Annotated in this window: 21 protein-coding genes; 15 read left to right on the forward strand and 6 right to left on the reverse strand. The window is 73.6% G+C overall.

Annotated elements, in window-relative coordinates; genetic code table 11:
- The first annotated feature begins 233 nt into the window (after window positions 1-233).
- From ACF089_RS35015 to ACF089_RS35070, 12 genes are all read left to right on the forward strand, one after another.
- A complete protein-coding gene (locus tag ACF089_RS35015; RefSeq protein WP_392035997.1) occupies window positions 234-2,015 on the forward strand; it encodes a 3-hydroxyacyl-CoA dehydrogenase family protein in 1,782 nt (593 codons plus the stop codon).
- 116 nt (window positions 2,016-2,131) lie between these two features.
- Window positions 2,132-2,998 carry a TetR family transcriptional regulator gene (locus tag ACF089_RS35020; protein ID WP_392035999.1) on the forward strand — a complete coding sequence of 289 codons (867 nt, stop codon included), beginning with the start codon at window positions 2,132-2,134 and terminating at the stop codon, window positions 2,996-2,998.
- Window positions 2,999-3,365: 367 nt separating this feature from the next.
- The gene (ccrA, locus tag ACF089_RS35025) at window positions 3,366-4,712 is read left to right on the forward strand and encodes a crotonyl-CoA carboxylase/reductase (protein WP_392036002.1); all 1,347 of its coding nucleotides are present in this window, start codon (window positions 3,366-3,368) and stop codon (window positions 4,710-4,712) included.
- Between the two features lie 15 nt (window positions 4,713-4,727).
- Window positions 4,728-6,773, forward strand: a complete 2,046-nt coding sequence (locus ACF089_RS35030) for a protein meaA (RefSeq protein WP_392036004.1) — start codon at window positions 4,728-4,730, stop codon at window positions 6,771-6,773.
- Complete coding sequence (locus ACF089_RS35035) at window positions 6,770-7,729, forward strand: HpcH/HpaI aldolase/citrate lyase family protein (protein WP_392036007.1); 960 nt, start codon at window positions 6,770-6,772, stop codon at window positions 7,727-7,729. Before ACF089_RS35030 ends, ACF089_RS35035 begins: the two co-directional genes overlap by 4 nt.
- Window position 7,730: 1 nt before the next feature.
- Window positions 7,731-8,273, forward strand: a complete 543-nt coding sequence (locus tag ACF089_RS35040) for a MaoC family dehydratase (RefSeq protein WP_392036010.1) — start codon at window positions 7,731-7,733, stop codon at window positions 8,271-8,273.
- A 2-nt stretch (window positions 8,274-8,275) separates the two neighbouring features.
- Window positions 8,276-9,481 (forward strand): acyl-CoA dehydrogenase family protein, encoded by a 1,206-nt coding sequence (locus ACF089_RS35045; RefSeq protein WP_392036012.1) that lies wholly within the window; start codon window positions 8,276-8,278, stop codon window positions 9,479-9,481.
- A 170-nt stretch (window positions 9,482-9,651) separates the two neighbouring features.
- Window positions 9,652-10,299 (forward strand): phosphatidylserine decarboxylase, encoded by a 648-nt coding sequence (locus ACF089_RS35050; protein ID WP_392036015.1) that lies wholly within the window; start codon window positions 9,652-9,654, stop codon window positions 10,297-10,299.
- A complete protein-coding gene (gene pssA, locus ACF089_RS35055) occupies window positions 10,292-11,146 on the forward strand; it encodes a CDP-diacylglycerol--serine O-phosphatidyltransferase (RefSeq protein WP_392036046.1) in 855 nt (284 codons plus the stop codon). Before ACF089_RS35050 ends, pssA begins: the two co-directional genes overlap by 8 nt.
- Before the next feature lie 284 nt (window positions 11,147-11,430).
- Window positions 11,431-12,501, forward strand: a complete 1,071-nt coding sequence (locus tag ACF089_RS35060) for an ADP-ribosylglycohydrolase family protein (RefSeq protein ID WP_392036018.1) — start codon at window positions 11,431-11,433, stop codon at window positions 12,499-12,501.
- 34 nt (window positions 12,502-12,535) lie between these two features.
- Complete coding sequence (locus ACF089_RS35065; RefSeq protein WP_392036049.1) at window positions 12,536-13,018, forward strand: NUDIX domain-containing protein; 483 nt, start codon at window positions 12,536-12,538, stop codon at window positions 13,016-13,018.
- Between the two features lie 117 nt (window positions 13,019-13,135).
- Window positions 13,136-13,855, forward strand: coding sequence for an NAD-dependent deacetylase (locus ACF089_RS35070; protein WP_392036021.1), 720 nt, complete (start codon window positions 13,136-13,138; stop codon window positions 13,853-13,855).
- Window positions 13,856-13,951: 96 nt separating this feature from the next.
- On the opposite strand, the gene ACF089_RS35075 is transcribed toward ACF089_RS35070, so the two are convergent.
- Together ACF089_RS35075 and ACF089_RS35080 are read right to left on the reverse strand one after the other, a co-directional pair.
- Window positions 13,952-14,455 (reverse strand): methylated-DNA--[protein]-cysteine S-methyltransferase, encoded by a 504-nt coding sequence (locus tag ACF089_RS35075; protein ID WP_392036023.1) that lies wholly within the window; start codon window positions 14,453-14,455, stop codon window positions 13,952-13,954.
- Window positions 14,456-14,467: 12 nt separating this feature from the next.
- Entirely contained in the window at window positions 14,468-15,952 is a 1,485-nt protein-coding gene (locus ACF089_RS35080) for a DNA-3-methyladenine glycosylase 2 family protein (RefSeq protein ID WP_392036026.1), read from the reverse strand.
- A 527-nt stretch (window positions 15,953-16,479) separates the two neighbouring features.
- On the opposite strand from ACF089_RS35080, the gene ACF089_RS35085 reads away from it, so the two are divergent.
- Entirely contained in the window at window positions 16,480-17,013 is a 534-nt protein-coding gene (locus ACF089_RS35085) for a hypothetical protein (RefSeq protein ID WP_392036029.1), read from the forward strand.
- On the opposite strand, the gene ACF089_RS35090 is transcribed toward ACF089_RS35085, so the two are convergent.
- Window positions 16,982-17,893, reverse strand: a complete 912-nt coding sequence (locus tag ACF089_RS35090; protein WP_392036032.1) for an AraC family transcriptional regulator — start codon at window positions 17,891-17,893, stop codon at window positions 16,982-16,984. The genes ACF089_RS35085 and ACF089_RS35090 overlap by 32 nt on opposite strands.
- Before the next feature lie 78 nt (window positions 17,894-17,971).
- On the opposite strand from ACF089_RS35090, the gene ACF089_RS35095 reads away from it, so the two are divergent.
- Complete coding sequence (locus ACF089_RS35095; protein WP_392036035.1) at window positions 17,972-18,811, forward strand: NAD(P)H-binding protein; 840 nt, start codon at window positions 17,972-17,974, stop codon at window positions 18,809-18,811.
- Window positions 18,812-18,869: 58 nt separating this feature from the next.
- Here ACF089_RS35095 and ACF089_RS35100 read toward each other — a convergent pair whose 3' ends face one another.
- From ACF089_RS35100 to ACF089_RS35110, 3 genes are all read right to left on the reverse strand, one after another.
- Entirely contained in the window at window positions 18,870-20,285 is a 1,416-nt protein-coding gene (locus tag ACF089_RS35100; RefSeq protein ID WP_392036051.1) for a phytoene desaturase family protein, read from the reverse strand.
- A gap of 294 nt (window positions 20,286-20,579) precedes the next feature.
- Complete coding sequence (locus ACF089_RS35105) at window positions 20,580-21,407, reverse strand: inositol monophosphatase family protein (protein WP_392036038.1); 828 nt, start codon at window positions 21,405-21,407, stop codon at window positions 20,580-20,582.
- A 265-nt stretch (window positions 21,408-21,672) separates the two neighbouring features.
- Entirely contained in the window at window positions 21,673-22,104 is a 432-nt protein-coding gene (locus ACF089_RS35110; RefSeq protein ID WP_392036041.1) for a hypothetical protein, read from the reverse strand.
- 256 nt (window positions 22,105-22,360) lie between these two features.
- Between ACF089_RS35110 and ACF089_RS35115 the strand changes: the two genes are divergently transcribed.
- A complete protein-coding gene (locus ACF089_RS35115) occupies window positions 22,361-26,218 on the forward strand; it encodes a hypothetical protein (protein ID WP_392036043.1) in 3,858 nt (1,285 codons plus the stop codon).
- The last annotated feature ends 75 nt before the right edge of the window (window positions 26,219-26,293 follow it).

A 26,293-nucleotide genomic window follows, 5' to 3' on the forward strand; every position in this document is an offset into this window, starting at 1 on the left:
ACGTCTTCCGCCGCGACGCGCGGTCGCCGTCCGGGCGTTCCGCGCTTCCCGGCCCGTACGCACCTCGGCGCCTCCGTATCTCGGCGTCCCCCTGTACCGCGCCAGCACTCCCCCCATGCTCCCGCTGCACTCCCGTGCCCTCTTCGCCCCCGCGCGCCGAGGCGCGTCCGCCTCGCGCGGCCGTGCCGCCGAGGGGCCCTCTTCCTCCGTCGTCACTCACCCTGGAGTCCCCGATGGACACTCCGCTCCACACCATCGCCGTCGTCGGCCTCGGCACCATGGGCGCCGGTGTCGCCGAAGTCCTCGCCCGTGCCGGGCGCGAGGTCGTCGGCATCGACATCAGCGAGCCGGCCGCCCGCCGGGCGGTCCTCTCGCTGGAAGCCTCCACCGCCCGCGCCGTGGAGCGCGGCCGGATGACCGGGGAGGAGCGCCGCGAGACCCTCGCCCGGTTCCGGGTCTCCGGCGATCCGGGCGCCGCCGCCGAGGCCGATCTCGTGGTGGAGCTGGTCCCCGAGTCGTACGAGGTCAAGCAGCGGGTGATCGCCGCGCTGGACGGCGTCGTCCGGCCCACCGCGATCCTGGCCACCGGGACCAACGCGCTGTCGGTGACCCGGCTGGCCGCCGGTTCGGCCCATCCCGGGCGGGTGCTCGGCCTGCACTTCTTCAACCCGGCCCCGGCGATGCGACTGGTCGAGGTGGCCTCCTCGGTGCTGACCGACCCGGCCGCCGTGGCGGCGGTCACCGCGCTCGCGCGCGAGCTGGGCAAGGAGCCGGTGGCGGTGGGCGACCGGCCGGGGTTCGTCGCGGACGGTCTGCTGTTCGGCTATCTCAACCGGGCGGCCGCGATGTACGAGTCCAAGTACGCGTCCCGCGAGGACATCGACGCGGCGATGCGGCTGGGCTGCGGGCTGCCGATGGGACCGCTCGCCCTGCTCGACCTGATCGGGATCGACACCGCGCGGACCGTGCTGGAGGCGATGTACGCCGAGTCCGGGAACCGGCTGCACGCGCCGGCCCCGGTGCTGGGACAGCTCGGCGACGCGGGGCTGACCGGCCGCAAGGCGGGGCGCGGTTTCTACACCTACGCGGCGCCGGGGACGGCGGCCGTGGTGACGGACTCCCTCACCCCGCTCCCCGCCGGGCGCTCCTCGTCCGGCCGGGAGGTCCGCTCGGTCGGAGTGGTGGGCTCCGGGACCATGGCGAGCGGGATCGCCGAGGTCTTCGCCAAGGCCGGGTACGAGGTGGTGCTCGCGGCCCGGTCGCAGCCGAAGGCGGAGGCCGCCCGGGACCGGATCGCCGCCTCGCTGGCGCGCTCGGTCGACAAGGGGCGGATGACGGCGGAGGCGAGGCGGCGGACGCTGGACCGGATCTCCCCGGCCGGCTCGCTCGACGCCCTCTTCGACGTGGATCTCGCGCTGGAGGCGGTCGCCGAGGACCTGGCCGTCAAGCGGCGGCTGTTCGCCGCGCTGGACACGGTCTGCAAGAAGGGGGCGGTGCTCGCCACCACCACCTCCTCGCTGCCGGTGGTGGCGTGCGCCCGCGCCACCTCGCGCCCGCAGGACGTCATCGGGATGCACTTCTTCAACCCGGCCCCGGCGATGAGGCTGGTGGAGATCGTCCGTACGGTGCTGACCGCCGACGACGTCCACGCCACCGTCCGGGCGGTGACCGCGACCATCAAGAAGCACCCGGTGGACTGCGGGGACCGGGCCGGATTCATCGTGAACGCGCTGCTCTTCCCGTATCTGAACGACGCGGTCAAGATGGTCGGGGAGCACTACGCCTCGCTGGACGAGATCGACACGGCGATGCGGCTGGGCGGCGGATATCCGATGGGGCCGTTCGAGCTGCTGGACACCGTCGGGCTGGATGTCTCGCTGGCGATCGAGACAGTGCTGCACCGTGAGTTCCGCGATCCCGGGCTCGCGCCCGCGCCGCTGCTGGAGCAGCTGGTGGCGGCCGGCTGCCTCGGCCGGAAGTCCGGGCGCGGATTCCGCGAGCACACCCGGCGCTGAGGGCGGCCGAGGGGGTGCGCGCACGGCCCGGACGCGCGCCCCCTCCATGATCGCCCCGGGTGCGGCCGACGCCCCCAAGGGCGCGCTCTCCTGCGCGAATGCAGTACGTTCAGGGCATGCCGCAGCCCGCAAAGGCCCCCCGCCAGAAGACGACCGCAGGCGCTCCCGCGAGCGCCGCGGGCACCCGTGCCGCCGCCCAGCGGCTCAAGATGCGCCGGGAACTCGCGGCGGCGGCCATGGAGCTGTTCGCGACCAAGGGGTACGAGGCGACGACCGTGGACGAGATCGCGGCCACCGCCGGGGTCGCGCGGCGCACCTTCTTCCGCCACTTCCGGTCCAAGGAAGAGGCGATCTTCCCGGACCACGACGACACGCTGGTGCGCGCCGAGGCGGTGCTGAACGCGGCTCCGGCGCACGAACAGCCGCTGGACACGGTGTGCCGGGGCATCAAGGAGGTCATGCGGATGTACGCGGCCTCCCCCGCGGTCTCGGTGGAGCGCTATCGGCTGACCCGCGAGGTGCCGACGCTGCGGGAGCGGGAGATCGCCTCGGTGGCCCGCTACGAGCGGCTGTTCACCCGCTATCTGCTGGGTCACTTCGACGAGCGCGACCACCACGACGGCTATGACGATCCGCTGCTGGCGGAGGTGGCCGCGTCCGCCGTGGTCACCGCGCACAATCATGTGCTGCGGCGCTGGCTGCGGGCCGGCGGCGAGGGCGATGTGGAGGCCCAGCTCGACCACGCCTTCGCGATCGTCCGGGACACCTTCGGCGGCGGCATCGGCATGGGCGGCCCCGGGCCCTCGGGCGAGCCGTCCGAGGCGGTCCGGGAGAGCGCGGCCCCGGCCCCGGCGGCCGTGCGGGCCCCGGCGGTCTCGGTGGACGGCGACGACGGGGTGCTGGTGGCCGTGGCCCGGACGGACGCGCCGCTGGACGAGGTGATGCGCACCATCGAGCGCGCGCTCAAGGAGCGCCGGGGCTGACGCCCAGCTGAGATCCGCCGCGAAGGGCCGCCCCGCCACGGGGCGGCCCTTCGCGCTCATGCGTGCCCCGCCCCGGACGGATGAGACAACTTCTGGCACGCAGTGTCTTGTCAGCTGACACGCAGTGCCATACGTTGAAGCTGTCCGGGCGGCCGGCGTGCAGAGACCTCTCGTACGCCGGCTGTCCCCGCAAGCCATCGCGCTCGTGCGCCCGGACGCCTGCGTCACAGGCTCTCCACCCGCGCCCACCGGCGCCGCAGTGAGCACCACCGCCGAACCGACGGCACACCTCCACAGCAGCAAGCCCGACCGTCATCCAGCGCGGGCGCCCGCAGGGGCCCCGACGCGCTTCGCCGGAGGCAACACCGTGAAGGAAATCCTGGACGCGATCCAATCGGCGGACAGCACGTCCGCCGACTTCGCCGCGCTGCCCGTCCCCGAGTCCTACCGCGCCGTCACCGTGCACAAGGACGAGGCCACGATCTTCGACGGCCTGGAGAGCCGGGAGAAGGACCCCCGCCGCTCCCTGCACATCGAGGACGTCGCGGTGCCCGAACTCGGCCCCGGCGAGGCGCTGGTGGCCGTGATGGCCAGCTCCGTGAACTACAACTCCGTCTGGACCTCGATCTTCGAGCCGGTGTCCACCTTCGGCTTCCTGGAGCGCTACGGCAGGCTCTCCGACCTGGCCCGACGGCATGACCTCCCGTACCACGTCATCGGCTCCGACCTGGCGGGCGTGGTGCTGCGCACCGGCCCCGGGGTCAACGCCTGGCGGCCCGGGGACGAGGTGGTCGCCCACTGTCTGTCGGTCGAGCTGGAGTCGTCCGACGGGCACAACGACACCATGCTCGACCCGGAGCAGCGGATCTGGGGCTTCGAGACGAACTTCGGCGGTCTGGCGGAGCTGGCGCTGGTCAAGTCCAATCAGCTGATGCCCAAGCCGGACCATCTGAGCTGGGAGGAGGCGGCCGCGCCGGGGCTGGTGAACTCCACCGCCTACCGCCAGCTCGTCTCGCGCAACGGCGCGGGGATGAAGCAGGGCGACAATGTGCTGATCTGGGGGGCGAGCGGCGGGCTCGGCTCGTACGCCACCCAGTTCGCGCTGGCCGGCGGCGCCCAGCCGATCTGCGTCGTCTCCAGCGAGCGGAAGGCGGCGATCTGCCGGGCCATGGGCGCCGAGGCGGTCATCGACCGGGGGGCCGAGGACTACCGCTTCTGGAAGGACGAGCGCACCCAGGACCCGCGCGAGTGGAAGCGGTTCGGCAAGCACATCCGCGAGCTGACCGGCGGGGAGGACGTGGACATCGTCTTCGAGCACCCGGGCCGGGAGACCTTCGGCGCGTCCGTCTATGTCACCCGCAAGGGCGGCACCGTCGTCACCTGCGCGTCCACCTCGGGCTACACCCATGAGTACGACAACCGCTATCTCTGGATGTCGCTGAAGCGGATCATCGGCTCCCACTTCGCCAACTACCGGGAGGCGTGGGAGGCCAACCGGCTGGTCGCCAAGGGAAGGATCCACCCCACGCTCTCCCGGGTCTACCCGCTGGAGCAGACCGGCCAGGCCGCCTACGACGTGCACCGCAATGTCCACCAGGGCAAGGTCGGCGTGCTCGCGCTCGCCCCCCGCGAGGGACTCGGCGTGCGCGACGAGGAGACGCGCGCCCGGCATCTCGACAAGATCAATCTGTTCCGCGACGACCGTGACGTCTGAGGAGCCGCGCCGATCATGACGGAACGCCAGAAGGACCGGCCGTGGCTCATGAGGACCTACGCCGGCCACTCCACCGCCGAGGCCTCCAACGCGCTCTACCGGCGCAATCTCGACAAGGGACAGACCGGCCTGTCGGTCGCCTTCGATCTGCCGACCCAGACCGGGTACGACCCCGACCACGTCCTCGCCCGGGGGGAGGTCGGCCGGGTCGGCGTCCCCGTCGCCCATCTCGGCGACATGCGGCGGCTCTTCCGGGACATCCCGCTGGAGCGGATGAACACCTCGATGACGATCAACGCCACCGCGATGTGGCTGCTGGCGCTCTACCAGGTCGTCGCCGAGGAACAGGGCGCGGACCCCGACCGGCTCCAGGGCACCACGCAGAACGACATCGTGAAGGAGTACCTGTCGCGCGGCACGCACGTCTTCCCGCCCGGCCCGTCGCTGCGGCTGACCACCGACATGATCGCGTACACGGTGAACCGCATCCCCCGGTGGAACCCGATCAACATCTGCAGCTACCACCTCCAGGAGGCCGGGGCCACCCCCGTCCAGGAGGTCGCGTACGCGATGTCCACCGCGATCGCCGTGCTCGACGCGGTGTTCGCCTCGGGACAGGTCCCCGAGGAGCGCAGGGGCGAGGTGGTCGGCCGGATCTCCTTCTTCGTGAACGCGGGCGTCCGCTTCATCGAGGAGATGTGCAAGATGCGGGCGTTCTCCCGGATCTGGGACCAGGTCGCCCGTGAGCGGTACGGGGTGACCGACGCCAAGCAGCGGCGCTTCCGCTACGGGGTCCAGGTCAACTCGCTCGGGCTGACCGAGGCGCAGCCCGAGAACAACGTCCAGCGGATCGTCCTGGAGATGCTGGCCGTCACCCTCTCCAAGGACGCGCGGGCCCGCGCCGTACAGCTTCCGGCGTGGAACGAGGCGCTGGGGCTGCCCCGCCCCTGGGACCAGCAGTGGTCGCTGCGGATCCAGCAGGTGCTGGCGCACGAGTCGGATCTGCTGGAGTACGAGGACATCTTCGCGGGCTCCCACGTCGTCGGGGCGAAGGTGGACGCGCTGGTCGCCGAGTGCCTGACGGAGATGGAGCGGATCGAGGGGATGGGCGGCGCGATGGCCGCCGTGGAGTCCGGCTATCTCAAGTCGCGGCTGGTCTCCTCGCACGCCGAGCGGCGGGCCAGGATCGAGAGCGGCGAGGAGAAGATCGTCGGGGTCAATGTCCACGAGTCGACCGAGGAGAGCCCGCTGACTGCGGACCTCGACGCGGCGATCATGACGGTCGACCCGGCCGACGAGGCCCGGGTGGTGGCCGCCCTGCACGCCTGGCGCGAGGAGCGCGACGAGGCCCGGTCGACCGCCGCGCTGCTCGAACTGAAGCGGACGGCGGCCGGCGACGGCAATCTGATGGCCGCCACCGTGGAGTGCGCGCGGGCGGGCGTCACCACCGGGGAGTGGTCGTGGGCGCTGCGCGAGGTGTTCGGCGAGTTCCGCGCCCCGACCGGGGTCTCCGGGGTGCCGCTCGCGGTCGCCGCCGAGCCGGGCACCCCGCTGGCCCTGGTCCGGGAGAAGGCCGCCAGGACCGCCCGCGAGCTGGGCTGCGGCCGGCTGCGGCTGCTGGTCGGCAAGCCGGGGCTCGACGGGCACTCCAACGGCGCGGAGCAGATCGCCGTACGGGCCCGGGACGCCGGGTTCGAGGTGGTGTACCAGGGCATTCGGCTCACTCCCCGGCAGATCGTCTCCGCCGCCCTCGCGGAGGATGTGCACTGCGTGGGTCTCTCCATCCTCTCCGGCTCGCACGCGGAGCTGGTGCCCGAGGTGCTGGAGCGGCTGCGCGCGGCCGGGGCGGGAGCCTCCGGCGGCCCCGGCGACCGGGCGGACCCGCCCATTCCGGTGATCGTCGGCGGGATCATCCCGCCCGCCGACGGGGCCGCGCTGCGGGCGGCCGGGGTGGCCGCCGTCTTCACCCCGAAGGACTTCGGCATCACGGAGATCATCGGCCGTATCGTCGACGAGATCCGGAAAGCGAACAAGCTCGACCCTCTGGAGGTTTCCGTATGACCCGCCCCGCAAGCCGTCCCCGCCGCTCCTGCCTGGCGGTGCCCGGCTCCAACCCCCGGTTCCTGGAGAAGGCCCAGGGGCTCGCCGCCGACCAGGTCTTCCTCGATCTGGAGGACGCCTGCGCGCCGCTCGCCAAGCCGGAGGCCCGGCACACCGTGGTGAAGTTCCTCAACGAGGGCGACTGGACCGGCAAGACCCGGGTCGTGCGGGTCAACGACTGGACCACCGAGTGGACCTATCGCGACGTGGTCACCGTCGTGGAGGGCGCGGGCCAGAATCTGGACTGTGTGATGCTGCCGAAGGTCCAGGACGCGCAGCAGATCCAGGCGCTGGATCTGCTGCTGACCCAGATCGAGAAGACGATGGGCTTCGAGGTCGGCCGGATCGGCATCGAGGCGCAGATCGAGAACGCGCGCGGGCTGGTGAACGTCGACGCCATCGCCGGGGCCTCGCCCCGGCTGGAGACGATCGTCTTCGGCCCGGCGGACTTCATGGCGTCCATCAATATGAAGTCGCTGGTCGTGGGCGAGCAGCCGCCCGGCTATCCGGCCGACGCCTACCACTACATCCTGATGCGGATCCTGATGGCCGCGCGGATGCACGACCTCCAGGCCATCGACGGCCCCTATCTCCAGATCCGGAACGTCGACGGCTTCCGCGAGGTCGCCGGGCGGGCCGCCGCCCTGGGCTACGACGGCAAGTGGGTGCTGCACCCGGGGCAGGTGGAGGCGGCCAACGAGGTCTTCTCGCCCTCCCAGGAGGACTTCGACCACGCCGAGCTGATCCTCGACGCGTACGACCACTGCACCTCGGAGGCGGGCGGCAGGAAGGGCTCGGCGATGCTCGGGGACGAGATGATCGACGAGGCCAGCCGGAAGATGGCGCTGGTCGTCTCCGGCAAGGGCCGGGCCGCCGGCCTGAGCCGCACCTCCTCCTTCACCCCGCCGGAGGCGTGAGATGCAGTTCGGCCGCACCTACGAGGAATTCACCGTCGGGGACGTCTACAAGCACTGGCCCGGGAAGACGGTCACCGAGTACGACGACCATCTCTTCTGTCTGCTGACGATGAACCACCACCCGCTGCACCTGGACGCCCACTACGCCGGGTCGGGCACCGACTTCGGGCGGAACGTGGTGGTCGGGAACTATGTGTACTCCCTGCTGCTGGGGATGTCGGTGCCCGACGTCTCCGGCAAGGCGATCGCCAATCTGGAGATCGCGTCGCTGCGGCACACCGCGCCGACCTTCCACGGGGACACGATCTACGGCGAGACGACCGTGCTCGGCAAGACGCCGTCCCGGTCCAAGTCCGACCGGGGGATCGTCGAGGTGGAGACCAGGGGGCACAAGCAGGACGGGACGCTGGTCTGCGTCTTCCGGCGCAAGGTGATGGTCCCGACCCGGGTGTACATCGAGGAGCGCGGCGGCGAGCAGCCCGGCCGCCCGGACGTCGCGGAGCGCTCGGCGGCGAGCGCGCCCGCGCGGAAGACGGAGAAGTAGCCATGGCGCGACTCGCCCAGACCGACGGACTGACGGACGTTCAGCGGGAGATCCTGGCCACGGTCAGGGATTTCGTCGACAAAGAGATCATCCCGGTGGCCACCGAGCTGGAGCACCGGGACGAGTACCCGGCGCGGATCGTGGAGGGCCTGAAGGAGCTGGGCGTCTTCGGGCTGATGATTCCGGAGGAGTACGGCGGACTCGGCGAGTCGCTGCTGACCTACGCGCTCTGCGTGGAGGAGATCGCCCGGGGATGGATGTCCGTGTCGGGCATCATCAACACGCATTTCATCGTCGCGTACATGCTCAAGCAGCACGGCACCCGGGAGCAGCGGGAGACCTTCCTGCCGAGGATGGCGCTGGGCGAGACGCGGGGCGCGTTCTCGATGTCGGAGCCGGGGCTCGGCTCGGATGTGTCGGCGATCACATCCAAGGCCGTGCGCGACGGTGACGACCATCTCCTGCACGGCCAGAAGATGTGGCTCACCAACGGCGGCACGTCGAATCTGGTGGCCGTTCTGGTGCGCAGTGACGAAGGACACCCGGAGGGGACGGCTCCGCACCGCTCGATGACGACCTTCCTCATCGAGAAGGAGCCCGGGTTCGGCGAGGTCCGGCCGGGGCTCACCATCCCGGGGAAGATCGACAAGATGGGGTACAAGGGTGTCGACACCACCGAGATGATCATGGACGGGGTGCGCATTCCGGGAAATCGGGTGCTCGGCGGGGTCACCGGCCGAGGGTTTTACCAAATGATGGACGGCGTCGAGGTCGGCCGGGTCAATGTGGCCGCACGGGGCTGCGGGGTCGCCCAGCGCGCCTTCGAGCTGGGCGTCTCCTACGCTCAGCAGCGACACGCCTTCGGCCGCGCGATAGCCGGTCACCAGGCCATTCAGTTCAAGCTGGCGGAAATGGCCACCAAGGTCGAGGCCGCTCATGCGATGATGGTGAATGCGGCACGCAAAAAGGACTCCGGGGAACGAAATGACCTGGAGGCAGGGATGGCGAAGTACCTCGCCTCCGAATACTGCAAGGAAGTCGTCGAGGACGCCTTCCGGATCCACGGCGGCTACGGCTTCTCCAAGGAGTACGAGATCGAGCGCCTCTACCGGGAGGCCCCGATGCTGCTGATCGGTGAAGGTACCGCCGAGATCCAGAAAATGATCATCGGCCGGCGACTGTTGGAGGAGTACCGGATCCAGGGCTGATTGTCGTATTTAAGGTGTTTTCATCGCGAAGAAGATCACACCCTGTCATCCGCTTCCGGCCGCCGACTCGGTTCCTGGCTTTCCCAGTTGCGGCCCGCACCCGATAGCATCGACGGAAAGCCGCCAGTCCCCGTCAACCAGCGCGGCATCGTCCGCTACGAAGGTCATCCATGCCCCACAGCCAAACCTCTGCACCTCGCGGCCGTGTCCGCCTCGCGCGCGGAGCATCGCCGTGGCTCCTGCCGACCGTCGCCACCGCCGCACTCAGCCTGGCCGGGGCGCGCCGTTCCCGCCGGGCTGCGGTCATCGCCGTACCCGCCACCGCGCTCGCGGCGGGCATGCTGTGGTTCTTCCGCGACCCCGAGCGCGAGATCACCCAGGGAAGGGTCATCTCGCCCGCCGACGGAGTGGTGCAGAGCATCATGCCGTGGAAGGACGGGCGCACTCGCGTCGCGATCTTCATGAGCCCGCTGAACGTCCATGTCAACCGCGCCCCCCTGGCGGGCACCGTGACATCGGTCGAGCACGTCCCCGGCGGCTTCGTGCCGGCGTTCAACAAGGAGAGCGAGAACAACGAGCGCGTTGTCTGGCACTTCGACACCGAGCTCGGTGACATCGAGATGGTGCAGATCGCGGGTGCCGTCGCCCGGCGCATCGTCCCGTACCTGCCCCAGGGCACCAAGGTCGAGCAGGGAGATCGCATCGGTCTGATCCGCTTCGGCTCGCGCGTCGACATCTACCTGCCGGAGGGTGTCGAGGTCGCGGTCGAGGTCGGTCAGACCACGACCGCGGGGGTGACTCGCATTGACCGTGATTGATCCTGAAACACAGGCCGGCTGGGCAGCCGAGGCGGTGGCGGAGACCGAGGACGAAGCCGAGGAGATGCCCCTCTCCCTGCGGCTGTCGATAGCGGACACGCTCACGCTGGGTAACGCGACCTGCGGATTCATGGCGGTGTACTTCACCACCACCGGAATCCTCATCCCGCACCTGGAGAGCACCCAGGAGTCCGGCATGGCGCGGCAGAGCGCCGCGACCGCCGTGATCCTGATGCTTCTCGCGGCGATCTTCGACCTCTTCGACGGACTGGTGGCGCGGAAGCTGCGCAGCTCGCCGATGGGCGCGGAGCTGGACAATCTCTCCGATCTGATCAGCTTCGGGCTGGCTCCGGCGTACTTCGTGCTGGTGTACGGCATGGTCGCGGCCGACGCGGTGGAACAGGTGTCGGCACTCGCCGCCATCGTGGTGCTGCTGGCGGTGGTGCTGCGGCTCGCGCGGTTCTCGTGCGTGACGATGAAGGACGGCATGTTCCAGGGCATGCCGAGCCCCTTCGGCGCGCTCACGGTCGTCTCGATCGTGCTGCTGGAGCTTCCCTTCGTCCCGACCCTGCTGGCGATCATCGGCACGGCGTGGCTGATGGTGAGCCGGGTCGAGTACCCGAAGCCGCGCGGCATCCTCGCGGTGGCGATGCTGGGCTGGATCGTCTCGGCGATGGGGCTGCTGGCGGCCTGGGCCTTCGACGCGCCCGGCGGGCATCTGCTGCTGCAGACCGGCTGTGCGCTCCAGGTGGTGCTGGGCGCGGTGATCCCGCTCTTCGCCACAGCGCGGCGCGTGAACACGTTCCGTGACAATCGCCGAGAGGCGCGGGCGGCACAGCTTCCCTGAGGATCTTTTCGTACGAGGGCCCGGACGCGCATGGCGTCCGGGCCCTCGCGCGTTCCCGGCCGTGTGCGGGCCGGTCCCGCCCGGTCCTGCCCGGCCCGTCCCGGCTTCCACGCGGCCCGCCCCTCGGCGCCCGCGCGGCCCGTCCCGGGTCCGTGCGGGGCAGAGCGCCGCTCCGCGCCCGGCGCACACGGCGCGTCCCCCGGTCGAACAGACCGCCGCCCCGTCAGGGCCCTCTCCGTCGAGTTGGCGGACGGACCACCCCTCGCCGGGGTAAACCAGAACGTATGGGTCTACATCACTCGGAGCTGACCGACCGGATCCTCGGCGGCTGGCTGGGCAGGGTCGCGGGCAACATGCTCGGCAAACCCGTGGAGCGCGGCGGGTACTGGACGCGTGAGCGCATCGACCGCTATCTGCGCCGTACGGGAGCGCTCCCGCTCACCGACTATCTGCCCGCTCCCCCGCCCGACGCCCAGCCCGGCGAATTCGAACTGCGGCCGGAGTGGCCCCAGTGCGTACGCGGCCGGATCCACGGCAGCTGCCGCGACGACGATGTCGACTACGCGATCCTGGGGCTGCATCTGCTGGAGGCGCACGGCTTCGCGTTCACCACCGAGCAGGTGGGCGAGATGTGGCTGCGTCGGCTGCCCTATCTCCAGACCTTCACCGCCGAGCGGGCCGCGTACCGCAATCTGGCCAACGGTCTGAAGCCGCCGCGCACCGCGCTGTACGACAATCCGTACCAGGAGTGGATCGGCGCGCTGATCCGCGCGGACGTCTTCGGCTGGACCTCCCCCGGCGATCCGCACCGCGCCGCCGCGCTCGCCCGCCGTGACGCGGTCCTCTCCCACCAGGGCAACGGCGTCTACGGGGCGATGTGGGCCGCCGCCCTGATCGCCGCCGCGTTCACCGCGCGGGGCCCGCGCGAGGCCGTCGACACGGCCCTGGAGCACATCCCGGCCAACAGTCGGCTGGCCAGGACCGTACGGCACACCACGGCGCTGCACGAGGCGGGCACGGACTGGTCCGGCACGCTGACCGAGCTGGAGTCCCGCACCGCGTCGCTGCACTGGATCCACACCGTGCCCAACGCCGCCGTGATCACCGCCGGGCTGCTGTACGGCGCGGGCGACTTCACCCGCACCATCACCCTGACCGTCCGGGGCGGTCTGGACACCGACTCCAACGGCGCGACCGCGGGCTCGGTCGCGGGCGTGCTGTACGGGGCGCGCGCCATCCCGGCCGTGTGGACGGATCCGCTGCACGACCGGGTGCGCAGCGCGGTGTTCGGCTTCGACGGGGCGCGCATCAGCGAACTGGCCGAGCGCACGGTGCGTCTGGCGGCCACCTCCTGAGCCTTCCGGCGCTCGGTAGGCTGCCGGTGTGACCATGGAATACACCGCGTACATCGCCTCCCTGCCCAGAATCCTCGCGGGCGCCGCCATGCTCTTCCGCGACCGTGAGGGACGGGTCCTGGTGGTGGAGCCCAACTACCGCGAGGGCTGGACGCTGCCCGGCGGGACGGTGGAGTCGGACGCCGGGGAGACGCCCCGGGAGGCGGCCCGGCGGGAGACCCTGGAGGAGATCGGACTGGATGTGGAGCCCGGCGCGCTGCTGGCGCTGGAGTGGAAGCGCGGCGACCAGCGGCCCCCGATCTCCCTGTTCCTGTACGACGGCGGGGTGCTGACCGGGAGCGAGCTGGAGTCGATCCGGCTCCAGGAGGAGGAGCTGCTGTCCTGGCGGCTGGTCTCCCGGGAGGAGCTGCCGGGGCTGGCGCCCGAGGGGTTCGGGACCCGGATCGTCGCGGCGCTGGACGCGCTGGCGGCCGGGACGGGTCCGGCCGAGCTGGTGGACGGCCGGCCGGTCGGGTGAGCCGGGCGGTCGGGTGAGCCGGCGGGCGGTCCCGCCGGGCGGGTGAGGCCGGCGCGCTCCGGCCGGCGGGTCCGAAAGCGTTCGCGGGGACGGGGCGGCCGTGCCTAGGCTCGCCGTATGACTCTCGTCGCGATCCTCAGCGGCGCCGGCGTCTCGACGGACTCCGGCATCCCCGACTACCGCGGGCCGAACGGTGTGTGGCGGCGCGATCCGGAGGCCGAGAAGCTCGCCACGTACGACTTCTACATGGCGGACCCGGAGATCCGGCGGCGCGCCTGGCAGGTGCGCCGCACCGCCGTGACCTGGCGGGCCGAGCCGAACGCGGCGCACCGCGCGATCGCGGAGCTGGAGCGCCGGCCGGGGGTGTCGGTGCGGGTGATCACCCAGAATGTGGACGGTCTGCACCAGCTCGCGGGGACGCCGCCGCGCAAGGTGCTCGAACTCCACGGCACGGCCCGGTCGGTCGTCTGCGTCTCCTGCGGGGCGCGCTCGTCGATGGCGGAGGCGGTCGCGCGGGTGGAGGCGGGCGAGGAGGATCCGCCGTGCCGGGTGTGCGGGGGGATTCTGAAGTCGGCGACGGTCATGTTCGGGCAGCCGCTGGACCCGGCGGTGCTGGCGGAGGCGACGGCGATCGCGCGGGCGAGCGAGGTGTTCATCGCGGTGGGCACCAGTCTGCTGGTGCAGCCCGCGGCCTCGCTGGCGGGGATCGCGGCCGAGCACGGCGCCCGGCTGTCGATCGTGAACGCCGAGCCGACGCCGTACGACGGACTGGCCTCGGAGATCGTCCGGGAGCCGATCGGGACGGCGCTGCCGGCGCTGCTGGCGGCCCTGGGCTGAGGGACGCGGGGGCCGCGGGGGCGGTCGCCGCCGCGCCCGGGGCGCGGTCGCGGGGCGGTCCGGGGAGCCGGGCACGGCCGGGGAGCCGGGCAGGGTCTAGAAGAGCGCGGCCTCGGGTTCGCCGGACGCGCCGGACTCGAAGGCGAGCAGCCGCTGTTTGCGGGTGAGCCCTCCCCCGTACCCCACCAGACTTCCCGTGGAGCCGATCACCCGGTGGCAGGGGACGATGATCGACACCGGGTTCTTGCCGTTCGCCAGGCCCACCGCCCGGGAAGCGTTCGGACTGCCCAGCTCGTGGGCGAGTTCGCCGTACGTGCGGGTCTCGCCGTACGGGATGGCGAGCAGCCGCTCCCAGACACGGCGCTGGAAGGGGGTGCCCGTCAGCCGCATCGGCACATCGAAGTCGGTGAGTTCGCGGGCGAAGTAGGCGTCGAGCTGACGGATCGTCTCGCCGAACGGCGCGGCGTCCGGCTCACCGAAGGTCTCCTCGTCGGGGCGGTGGCGCTGGTCGGTCATGTACAGGCCGCTGAGGACCCCGTCGTCGGCGACGAGGGTGAGCGCGCCGTAGGGGCTGTCGACGACCGTGTGCTGCCTGGTCATGGCTGGACTTCCTCATTCCGGGAGGTGGTTGATCGGGTGGGTGTCGGTGGCCCAGAGGTACTGGACCGCGTACGCGCGCCAGGGCCGCCAGGCCGCCGCCCGCTCGGTGAGGGCGGCCGGGGTCGCGGGCAGTCCGAGTCCGGCCGCCGCGCGGCGGACGCCGAGGTCGGTGGGGAGAAAGGCGTCGGGGTCGCCCAGGGCGCGCATCGCGATCACCTCGACGGTCCAGGGCCCGAAGCCGGGCAGGGCGGCGAGCGCGGCGCGGGACTCGTCCCAGTCGCTGTCGTCGCCGATCCGCAGGGAGCCGTCGGCGAGCGCCGTGACCAGGGTGGTGAGGGTGGTGCGGCGGCTGCGCGGCAGGGCGAGCGAGCCGGGGTCCAGCGCGGCCAGCGCGGCCAGCGCGGCGGGCGACGGGAAGAGGTGGGTGAGTCCTCCCCCGGGGTCCTCGACGGGCTCGCCGTGGGCCAGGACCAGCCGGGCCGCGTGGGTGCGGGCGGCGGCGGTCGAGACCTGCTGGCCGAGGACGGCCCGCACGGCGAACTCGGCCGCGTCCACCGTGCGCGGCACCCTGCGGCCCGGCGCGCCGTCCACCAGCGGGCGCAGCCGCGGGTCGTCGCGCAGCCGGTCGTCGATGGCGACCGGGTCGGCGTCCAGGTCCAGCAGCCGGCGGCACCGGCTGATCGCGATGGTCAGATCGCGCGGATCGGTGAGGGAGAGCCGGCAGGCGATGTGCCCGTCGGCCGGGGCGAGGGCGACGACGCCGTGTCCGTACGGCAGCCGCAGCGTGCGCCGGTAGGAGCCGTCGCGCCACTCCTCGACTCCGGGCACGCCGGTGGCGGCGAGATGGCCGAAGAGATTGCTCGGGTCGAGCGGTTCGCGGTACGGGAGCCTCAGGGCGATCGCCCCGGGGGCCGGGGAGGGTCCGGCGGGGCCCCGGGCGGCGCGCACGCGCAGTTCGCCCGGGGAGAGCGCGAAGACCTCGCGGACCGTGTCGTTGAAGGTGCGCACGGAGGAGAATCCGGCGGCGAAGGCGATCTCCGCCATGGGCAGGCCGGTGGTCTCCACGAGCAGACGGGCGGTCTGGGCGCGCTGGGCGCGGGCCAGCGCGAGCGGGCCGGCGCCCAGCTCGGCGCGGAGCTGGCGTTCGATCTGCCGCGTGGAGTAGCCCAGCCGGGCCGCCAGCCCGGGGACGCCCTCGCGGTCCACGACTCCGTCGCCGATCAGCCGCATGGCGCGGGCGACGGTGTCCGCGCGGGCGTTCCACTCCGGCGATCCGGGGCTGGTGTCGGGCCGGCAGCGCTTGCACGCCCGGAATCCGGCCTGCTGGCAGGCGGCGGCGCTCGGGTAGAAGGTCATGTTCTGGGGCTTCGGGGGGACCACCGGGCAGCTCGGGCGGCAGTAGATGCCCGTCGTCAGGACAGCGGTGAAGAACCATCCGTCGAACCGGGCGTCCTTGGACTGGACGGCGCGTACACAGCGCTCGGTGTCGGCGTGCATGGCTCAAGCATCGAGCATCCCGACCCGCGATGCTGGCGAAAAAACGACATCGCCCTCCCCCGGCCAGCCCCGCCCCGGCTCCCGGCCGACGGTCCGGTCCCGCTCCGTGTCCCGACGACCACGGGGAGCGGGGCCGCCCGGAGCGGCGCGCCACGGCCTCCGGGGAGCCGCGGGGGCTCCCGGCCCAGCGGGTGACAGCGGCCGAGGGTCCGCCGGGCCGCGAAGGCCCGTCTCCGCCCCGGCGACGCCCGCGCCCCGGCCCTCCGGCGGCCGGCAGTCTCCCGGGGGCGGCGGGGGCGCGCTCGGCGGCGGTCCGTCGGGGCCGTGAGCGGCGCGGGTCGTGGCGGGTGCTCGGAGAGGGGTGAGGCGGCGGCCGCCAGGGTGCTGGAGGCCGCGGGGCGGGGCGGGGGCGGTTCGCGCGGAGGTGGGGAGGCTGACCGGTTCTCGTCTAGGGAGGAGTCGTGGAGAACGTGAAGAATCCGCAGCGGTGAAGCACATTCTGTGTGTCACGCGAGTGAGGAGACCCCTTGCGCAGGATCACATCCGGCATCGCCGTCGTCGCCGCGGCCATGGCCGCGCTGGCGACGGCCGTGTCCCCCGTGTCCGCCGCACCGCCCGCCCCCGCCGCCGCTTCGGCGATGACCTGGACGCTGCTCGGAGACGGTCCGAGCGGCACGGTCCATGTCGGCGGCGGGCCCCTGAGCAATCCGTACACCGGTGACACCTCGACGACCGCCTCGCTCCCCCTGCTCTGTCTGAAGATCGACAACAGCCCGGTCCCGGCGGGCATCACCCCCGGCTTCTACGCGGGCTGGGCGCGGGGCGCGGTCGCCGCGACCAGCCCCGTCCGGGGGAACCGGCTGACCAGCCGCGCCCTCGCCGACCAGGTGTGCGCGAACAGCCTGGGCGCGGGCTGGCGGATGGCCGAGTTCCACGACGGCCGGTACGGGCCGAATCTGGCGAGCGCGGGCGGCTGGAGCTTCTACGCCCACGGCGATGTGCCGCTGGGGACCCGCTTCTGGACGGCGATCAACGACCAGCCGTCGAACCCCTGGAGCTGAGCGCGCCCGGGTCCCGGTCATGGCCGCCCGCCGTGACCGGGGCCCCCGGCGGCCGGGCCGAGGCGGCCCGGAAGGCGGTGGGGCTGACGCCCCTGGTCCGTTTGAAGGCGGCGCTGAAGCCGAAGGCGTCCGCGTAGCCGACCCGGCGCGCGACGGAGCCGACCGTCGCCGACGACCGCGTCAGCAGATCGGCGGCGAGCGCCATCCGCCACCCCGTCAGATAGCTCATCGGCGACTCCCCCAGCAGCTCGGGGAAGCGCTTGGCCAGCGTGGTGCGCGAGACCCCGGACTCGGCCGCGAGGGCGGCCAGCGTCCAGCTCTCGGCGGGCCGTTCGTGCATCGCCCGCAGCGCCGGGCCCACCACCTCGTCGCCCAGTGCGCGGTACCAGGCCGGGGGCTGGGCGTCCGGCCGGTCGAACCACTGCCGCAGCGTGCAGACGAGCAGCCAGTCGAGCAGCCGGTCCAGCACGACCCGGCCCAGGGGCCCGGTGGCGGCCAGCTCGGCCTCCAGATGGTCCCGGGTGACGGTCCAGTCGTACTCCTCGCGCAGCAACAGGAAGTCCGGCAGCATCCGCAGCAGCCGGCGCGGCACCTCGGAGCGCGTCCGGTACACACCGGTCATCAGCGCGGTGTCCGCGCCGGGCTCCGCCGCGGCGGACGCGGTGAACGGCTCGGGTCCGCGCACCATCGCCACATCGCCCGTCCGCAGTCGCCGCCGGTCCCCGCCGTGCTCGACGAGCACCTCTCCGCGCAGCGGCAGACAGAGCGTCAGCGACGCCCCCTCGCCCAGCCGGAGGGGCCGGTGCGAGGTGAGCACGGAGTGGCCGAGCAGCGCGCCGTCCGCCCGCACCCCCCGTAACAGGTCGTCCAAGGGATCCATCCGACCACCGTACGTTCACACATGGGCGGCGGACCGACGGCCATGGCCGTCGGCGGCCGCCGGGACCAGACTGACCGTATGACTGATCACAAGACGGACCAGATCCTGGTGCTCGGAGCGACGGGCAAGACCGGACGGCGGCTGGTGCCGCTGCTGCGCGCCGCGGGCCGCGAGGTGCGCGCCGCCTCCCGCTCCGGCGAGGTGACCTTCGACTGGGGGCTCCCGGCGACCTGGGCCCCGGCGCTCGGCGGCGCGAAGACCGTCTATCTGGTGCCCCCGGACGATCCGGGCCCCATCGGCGCGCTGGTGCGGCAGGCCGTCGCCGGGGGCGTCGCCCGTTTCGTGGTGCTGTCCGGCCGGGGCGTCCAGTACGCGGACGGCTTCGGCGCGGGCATGGCCGAGGCGGAGCTGGCGGTCCGCGATTCGGGGGCCGCGTGGACGGTGCTCCGCCCCAACAACTTCAACCAGAACTTCGACGAGGACCTGTGGCGGCGGCCGCTGCGCTCCGGCCGGCTGGCGCTGCCCACCGGGTCGGTGCCGGAGGCTTTCGTGGATGTGGACGATGTCGCCGAGGCGGCGGCGGCGCTTCTCGTCTCGGCGGGCGACGAGCACCACGGCCAGGTGTACGAGCTGTCGGGCCCGCGCGCGCTCCCCTTCGGCGAGGCGGTCGGGATCATGGCGCGGGCGGCCGGGCGGCCCATCGCCTTCGAGGAGCTGACCCCGGACGCCTACGTCGCCGAACTGCTGGCCGCGGGGGAGCCGAAGCCGGTCGCGGTGGCGCTGAACGCGATGTTCACCCTGTTCCGGGCGGGGCACACCAGCACGCCCGTGGACGGGGTGCGCAGGCTGCTCGGCCGTGAGCCCCGGCCGTTCGAGGAGTACGCGGCCCGGGCGGCGGCGGCCGGGGCCTGGTCCTGACACCTCGTACACCTCGTACGCCCGGTACGCCCGGGATCCGCCGTGCGGGTCGGCGCGCTCAGCGCGCGTCGGCCTCGCGGAGTGTCCGCCAGACGGCCTTGGCCGCGTTGTGCCCGGACATGCCGTGCACTCCGGGGCCGGGCCAGGCGGCGGAGGAGCAGAGGAAGACCGAGGGGTGCCGGGTCCGGTGCGGGAAGAGCGAGAGCGTGGGGCGGAGCAGCAGCTGCAGCCCGCTCGCCGCTCCGCAGGCGATGTCGCCGCCGACATAGTTGGCGTTGCGGGCCTCCAGCCGCGCGGGGCCGGCGACCGCGCGGGCGAGGACACGGTCGCGGAAGCCGGGCGCGAAGCGCTCGATCTGCCGCTCGATCGCGTCGGTGAGATCGCCGTCCCACCCGTTCGGGACATGGCCGTACGCCCAGAAGACGTGCTTGCCCTCGGGTGCGCGGGAGGGATCGACCAGGCTCGGCTGGGAGGTGATCAGGAAGGGGGTGCGGGGGGCGGAACCGCCGGCCGCGGCGGCGAGCGCGGCCGCGATCTCCCCGCTGGAGGGGCCGATCTGGACGGTGCCGGCCCGGCGGGGCTCCTCCGCCGTCCACGGGACCGGCCCGTCCAGCGCGTAATCGATCTTGAACGCGGCCGCTCCGTACCGGAAGTGCTCGAAGCTGCGGCCCAGGCCCGCGATCCGGGCGAGCGCGGTGGGCGAGGTGTCGAAGAGATAGGCGCGCGCCGGGGGCAGATCGTCCAGTCGCTTGACCTCGAATCCGGTGTGGACGGTGCCGCCGAGGTCGCCGAGATAGCCGGCGAGGGCGTCCGAGATCGACTGGGAGCCGCCGCGCGCCACCGGCCAGCCCTTCTCGTGCGCCGCGAGCGCGAAGAGCAGGCCGATGCCGCTGGTCGCGACGCCGCTGAGCGGGGCGATCACATGGGCGACGAGCCCCGCCATCAGCGCCCGGGCCCGGTCGTCGTGGAAGCGGCGCATCAGCCAGCTGTACGGGGGCAGGCCGGCGAGGGCGAACCGGGCGAGCCCCACCGGATCGCGCGGCAGCGCGGTCAGCGGCAGCGACATGAAGTCCCGGACCAGGACGTCCCAGGAGTTCAGATGGGGGGCGATCAGCCGCCGGTAGACGCCCGCGTCGCGCGGGCCGAGAGAGGCGGCGGTCTCGGCGACCGAGCGGGAGAGCACGGCGGCCGTGCCGTCGTCGAAGGGGTGCGCCATCGGCAGCTCGGGGTGGAGCCATTCGAGGCCGTACCGGTCCAGCGGCATCCGGCTGAAGGCCGGGGAGCCGATGCCGAGCGGGTGCACGGCCGAGCACGGGTCGTGGCGGAAGCCGGGGAGGGTCAGCTCCTCGGTGCGCGCGCCGCCGCCGACGGTCTCCTTGGCTTCAAAGACCTCGACATCACAGCCTCTGCGCGCCAGTTCGACGGCGGCGGTCAGTCCATTGGGGCCCGCCCCCACGACAACGGCGTCGAGCATCGAGGTCACTCACTGGCTCCTTCGGTCGTCGGGCGGCCCGGACGTCCAGGATATTCCGGCCCGGCGCCGGGGCGGCCCCGGGTGCGGTCCGACGCGGTGGGCGGACGGAGCCCTCGGTCACATCCCGGGGGCGCGCGGAGACCCGCCGCGCGCCGCACCGGGAGACCGTCCGCACCGGGAAGACGCCCGTCCCGGCAGTCCCCGCCGGATCGCGGGCGGCCGGGGCGGCCTCAGAACGGATCGGGCTCAGTGCGCATCGGGCTCGAAACGGATCGGGCTCGGAACGGATCGGGCTCAGAACGGGGCGGCCAGCAGCTCGCGGATCCGCTCCGCCGTCTCGGGCGACCGCGCCGCCGTGAACGGCATGGCATTGCCGCCGGCTATGCGGAACGGCTCGCCGGAGAGCGTCAGCTGCGCGCCCGCCGCCTCCGTGACCAGCAGCAGTCCGGCCGCGTGGTCCCAGGCGTTCTCCCAGGAGAAGGCGACCGCCTCCAGCTCGCCGCGCGCGACGGCGAGATACTCCAGACCGGCCGATCCGCAGGGGCGCGCGAGCACCCCTTCCGTGTCGAGGCAGAGCAGGGCCCGCTTCTGGTCGTCGGTGGTGAAGTCGGGGTGGGACATCGCGACCCGCAGCGGCTCCCCGGGCGCGGGCGGGCCCGGCCGCAGCCGCTCGCCGTCCAGCCAGGCGCCCCGGCCCCGGACCGCCGTGGCCATCAGGTCGAGCACCGGCGCGTAGGTCCACGACGCCAGCACCTCGCCCCGGAGCGCGAGCGCGACCAGGGTGCAGAATCCGGCCTCGCCCCGGACGAACTGCCGGGTCCCGTCGACCGGGTCCACTATCCAGACGGGCGCGTCGCCCCGCAGCGCCTCGTACACCGCCGGGTCCGCGTGCACCGCCTCCTCGCCCACCACGACCGAGCCGGGCAGCAGCGCGGTCAGGGAGGCGGTGAGGTGCTCCTCGGCGAGCCGGTCGGCCGTGGTCACCAGGTCGTGCGGGCCGTTCTTCTGCACGATCTCGTGCGCGGCGAGCTGCTGGTACCGCGGCATGATCTCGGCGGCGGCCGCCTTGCGGACCGCCTCTTCGACTGCGGACAGGTCCCCGGCCAGAAAGTCATCGATCATAGGACCAGCTAAGCACGGCCCTACGACACCACGGTGCCGGGGACGCGCCCCGCCGCTTCACCGCGCGTTCCGCCGGGGTTCGCCCGCCGTCGCGCGGGCGCCGGCGAACGGGATGCCCCGCCCGCCGGCGCCCGCGGACCGGGCCGGCGCCCGCCGTGGCCCGTCGGCCGCCGGCCCGGTCTCGTGCCGCCGCGCCCCCGCGACCGCCGTCAGCCCTCAGCCCTCGGCCCTCGGCCCTCAGCGGTCAGCGATCAGCGGTCAGCGGTCAGCCGACGCTGTACAGCTCGACGCCCGGAGCCGTGCGATGGGTCTTGCCGTTGTGATCGAACTCCACCACGTCGCCGTTGGGGCACGCCTTCTCGGTGTAGGTGTAGTTCTGGTGGGCGGGCCACCATATCCTCAGCCGGACGCACTGGCCGTCCGACCGGGTGTCCTTGATCCACCCGGTCACATGGGTGATCGTCGTCCCGCACTTGATCGTGAAGTGGGCCTCGCCCCCGGGGATGCGGATCGGGGGGTTGGCGCCGCACTTGGCCGTCACCCCGTGGTCCGCCGTGACCGCGGGGTCCGAGGTCACCCCGTGGTCCGCCGTCACCCCGTGGTCCGCGGGCGCCGCGCCGGCCACGCCGCCGCCGATGAGCCCGCCGAGCAGCAGCGCCGTACCGGCCGCCGCCGTCAAGGATTTCCCGTACCTCATGTCTGTCTCCTGTCTCCACTGGCGCAAGAACACCGGCCGCACACCGGCCGGATGCGCTCCGGGCCGCGACGGGGGCGCCGTGGCGGCGCGTTCGGAGCGCTGACCCGAGCATTCGCGGCCGGCGGCTTGTCCGGCAGCCCTCTCCGTCACTCCGGACAACGGCCGACACCCCGCTCCCCGTACCCTTTGCGGCCGCCGCCCGCGGGTGGCGACACTGGTGCCGCCCCCGCCGAGGGGCGGATCGGGGGATTCGGCGATGGGACGTCGTGAACGGCCGCTCGACCCGGACGGCGGACCCGCCGCCCGCTTCGCGCACGCGCTGCGGACGCTGCGCGGGGAGGCGGGCGGCCTCACCTACCGGGCGATGGCGCGGCGGACGCACTACTCCACGACGACGCTCGCCCAGGCGGCGGCGGGCGACCGGCTGCCGTCGCTCCCCGTCGCCCTCGCCTACGCGGCCGCCTGCGGGGGCGATCTCGCGGAGTGGGAGCGGCGCTGGCACGAGGCGGACCGGGCGCTGGCCGAGGAGACGCCGGGCCGCGGCCCCGACGCCGTCGCCCCCTACCCCGGTCTCGCCCGGTTCGAGCCCCGGGACGCGGACCGGTTCTTCGGCCGCGACAGCGCGGTGGAGCGGCTCGCGGCGCTGGTGGCGGAGCGGCCGTGCGTCCTGCTCGTGGGAGCGTCCGGATCGGGCAAGTCGTCGCTGCTCCGGGCCGGGCTGATCCCGCGTCTGCGCGACGGGTCCGGCCGCCGCGCGCGTCCGGCGGCCGTACGCGTCCTCACCCCCGGCGACCGCCCGGCCCGCCGTCAGGGCCTGCTGGAGACGGACCGGCCGGACGGTGTGGTGATCGTCGACCAGTTCGAGGAGATCTTCACCCTCTGCTCCGACGAGGGCGAACGGTCCGCCTTCATCGACGCGATGCTGGCCGCGACCGGTCGCGGCGGCCGTCTGGTGATCGCCGTGCGCTCCGACTTCTACGGCCACTGCGCCCGGCACCGGGCCCTCGCCGAGGCGGCGGGCGGCGGCACCCTCCTGCTGCCGCCGATGAGCCGTGACGAACTCCGCGAGGCGATCGTCAAACCCGCCGCCGGAGCCGGTCTCCTCGTCGAACGGTCCCTCACCGCGCGCATCGTGGCCGAGATCGCCGACGAGCCCGGCGGTATGCCGCTGATGTCCCACGCCCTGCGGGAGACCTGGCGGCTCGGCAGGGGCCGCACCCTCACCGAGGAGACCTACGAGACGGCGGGCGGGCTGCACGGCGCGATCGCCCGGACCGCCGAGGAGCTGTACGAAGCGCTCACGCCCCGGCAGCGCCGGATCGGCCGCCATCTGCTGCTGCGCCTGGTCGCCCCCGGGCGGGACGGCGCGCAGGACACCCGCCGGCCCGTGTCCCGGGCCGAGCTGACCGCCGTCGACCCCGGCGAGGCGGACGCCGTCGTCGAACGTCTCGCCCGCGCCCGGCTGATCACCCTCGACGAGGACACCGTCGATCTGGCCCACGAGGCCCTGCTGACCGCCTGGCCCCGGCTGAGCGGCTGGCTGGAGGAGGACCGCGAGCGTCTGCGGCAGCTGCGGCGGCTCACCGAGTCCGCCACGGCCTGGGCCTCGCTCGGCCACGACCCCGGGGCGCTGTACCGGGGCGTACGCCTCACCTCCGCCGAGCGGCACTTCACCGGGGCGGGCGAGCGCCCCGGTGAGCTGACCGACGTCGAGGCCGGGTTCCTCGCCGCCGCGCTGCGGGCGCGCGCCCGGGGGCTGCGCCGCTCGCGGGCGCGTCTCACCGTGCTGTGCTGTCTCCTCGTCCTCGCCCTCGTCGCCGGGCTCTTCGCCTGGCAGCAGCACGGCGACGCCGAACGCCGCCGGATCGAGGACGCGGCCCGCCGTACCGCGGGAGTCGCGGAGAGTCTGCGCCGGTCGGATCCGGCGGCGGCGATGCGGCTGGGCCTCGCCGCCTGGCGGATCGCCGAGCTGCCGGAGACCCGGTCCGCGCTGCTGAGCGCCGCGTTCCAGCCCGAGCTGGGGTCCTTCACCGATCCGGACACGGCGGACACGACGCTGCGTCATCTCAGCGCCGACGGCCGGACGCTGCTCAGCGCGGGCGAGCGCCGGACCGTGGAGTGGGACGTGGCGACGGCGCGGCCCCGGCGTGCGTTCCCCGGTCTGGGCGGCGCGCTGACCGGAGCGGCCGCTCCCCGGGGCGACGCGTCCTGGCTGCCGGCCTTCACCGGCGCCGACACCGCCGAACCCCTCGTCGGCGCGCGGGATCTGGTGACCGGCCGGGCCCGGGGGCCCCTGGTCCGGGCGGCGGGCGGGGCCGAGATGGGCGACAGCGGGCGCACCCTGATCACGTACGAGCGGACCGGGGCCGCCGGAAAGCGCGGGCAGCGGGTCGTCGTACGGGACGCGCGCGACGGCCGGGTGCTGATCGCCCTGCCCGCGCTCCCCTGGCCCGAGCCGCGCCTCGGCGACGTCTTCCCGGGGCCCGGCTCCCTCGCCCAGGAGCTGCGCAGGTCTCGGGAGCGGCGCGGGGCCGACTCCGTCCAGGAGGCCGTCCTCAGCGCGGACGACCGGTATCTCGCCCACTGTGTGCCGGGCGAGGCCGTACAGCTCTGGGACGTGGCCCGCCGGCGCCCGCTGAGGCAGCCCCGGGCCCCGGTCGTCACCGCCCAGCAGTGTCTCGACGAGTCGCTGCACTTCACGCCGGACGCCACCGGACTGGCCGTCGTCGGCCCGGCCGGGGTCCGGATCCTGGATCTGGCCACCGGCCGGGAGCGGACGCGGATCGACTCGCCGGGCGTCACCGGGATCCGGTTCAGCGACGACGGCCGCTTCCTGGTGCTGGTGGACCGCACCGCGCTGTCGGTGGCGCCCGCCGAGGGCTCCGGCCGGCCGGTCTTCCGCCACACGCTCCTGGGCGAGTCGGCGTCGCAGCCGAGGATCGCCGCGTCCGGGCTGCTGACCTATCTCGGCAGCCCCGACGACCACTGGGGCACCACCGTGCGCACGCTCGACATCGCCCATGTCCTGCGGCCCCGCCGGCGCGCCGCGACGACGGCGACCGCCTTCAGCCCGGACGGGTCCCTGCTGGCGACCGCCTTCACGGACGGGGGCCGGGCCCGCTTCCGCGTCCGCGACCTGCGCACGGCCCGCTGGCACGAACTGCCCGGCCGGTCGTGCGCGCCCGGCGGTCCCCCGCCCCACGACCTCTGCCCGGCCTTCGTGGCCTTCCGTCCCGACAGCCGGGTCCTCGCGTACGGGACGACCGGGACGGGCCGGCGGGCCGAGCCGCTCGGCGTCTCCTTCTGGGACACGGAGCGGCGGCGGGTCTCGCACAAACGATTCCGCCCGCCCGACCGGGTCGACTCCTGGGGCGCCGTGGCCTATGCCCCGGACGGCCGTTCCCTGGTGCTGGCCGTCCTCGCGCCCGACGGCCCCGCCTATCTCTGGGACCCGCGCCGCCGGACGCCGACCTCGGTGCTGCGCGGCGCGGGCGGCCACGCGCTGGCCTTCTCCCCCGACGGCGGACTGCTGGTCACCTCGGCCGGACGGAGCCGGCGGCTGCCGTCCGGGCCGGCGGCCGAGGGCGCCCGTGACATCGGCTCCGGCGTCAGCCTGGCCTTCAGCCCGGACGGCCGGTATCTGGCCGCGGGCGAGCTGTCCGGCCGGGTCACCCTCTGGGACGGGCGGCTGCGCCGCCGCCTCGGCGAGCTGACGGCGCAGGGCCCGGGCGCGGCGAGTTCGGTCATGTCCCTCGCCTTCTCGCCGGACGCGCGTCTGCTGGCGGTCGGCTCCGGTGACGGCACCCTGCGGATCTGGGACACCGCCTCCCGGCGGCCGGCCGGATCACCGCTGCCGACGCCCGGCGGGGGCGTGATCGACGTGCGGTTCGGCGAGGACGGCGCCACCCTCTTCGCGGCCGGGAACAATGTGCCCTTCCAGCGGTACGAGATCGGTCCATCTGCCGCCGCCCGGACCGTCTGCCGCCGGGCGGGCGGCCCGCTCTCCCGGTCCGCGTGGAAGCGGCTGATCCCGGACGTGCCCCATCGGGACATCTGCGCCGGCGCCGGGCGCGGGGGGCGGGCGGGGCCCCGGGGCCCCGCCGCGTTGGGGTAGGCCGATACGGCCGGGCAGGCCGCGCCCCAGTAGGGGGGGTGCGGTACGGTCCCCGTAATGGGGTTGGCTGGCACC

This window comes from Streptomyces sp. NPDC014894 (genome assembly GCF_043080985.1).
Classification (GTDB): Bacteria; Actinomycetota; Actinomycetes; order Streptomycetales; family Streptomycetaceae; genus Streptomyces.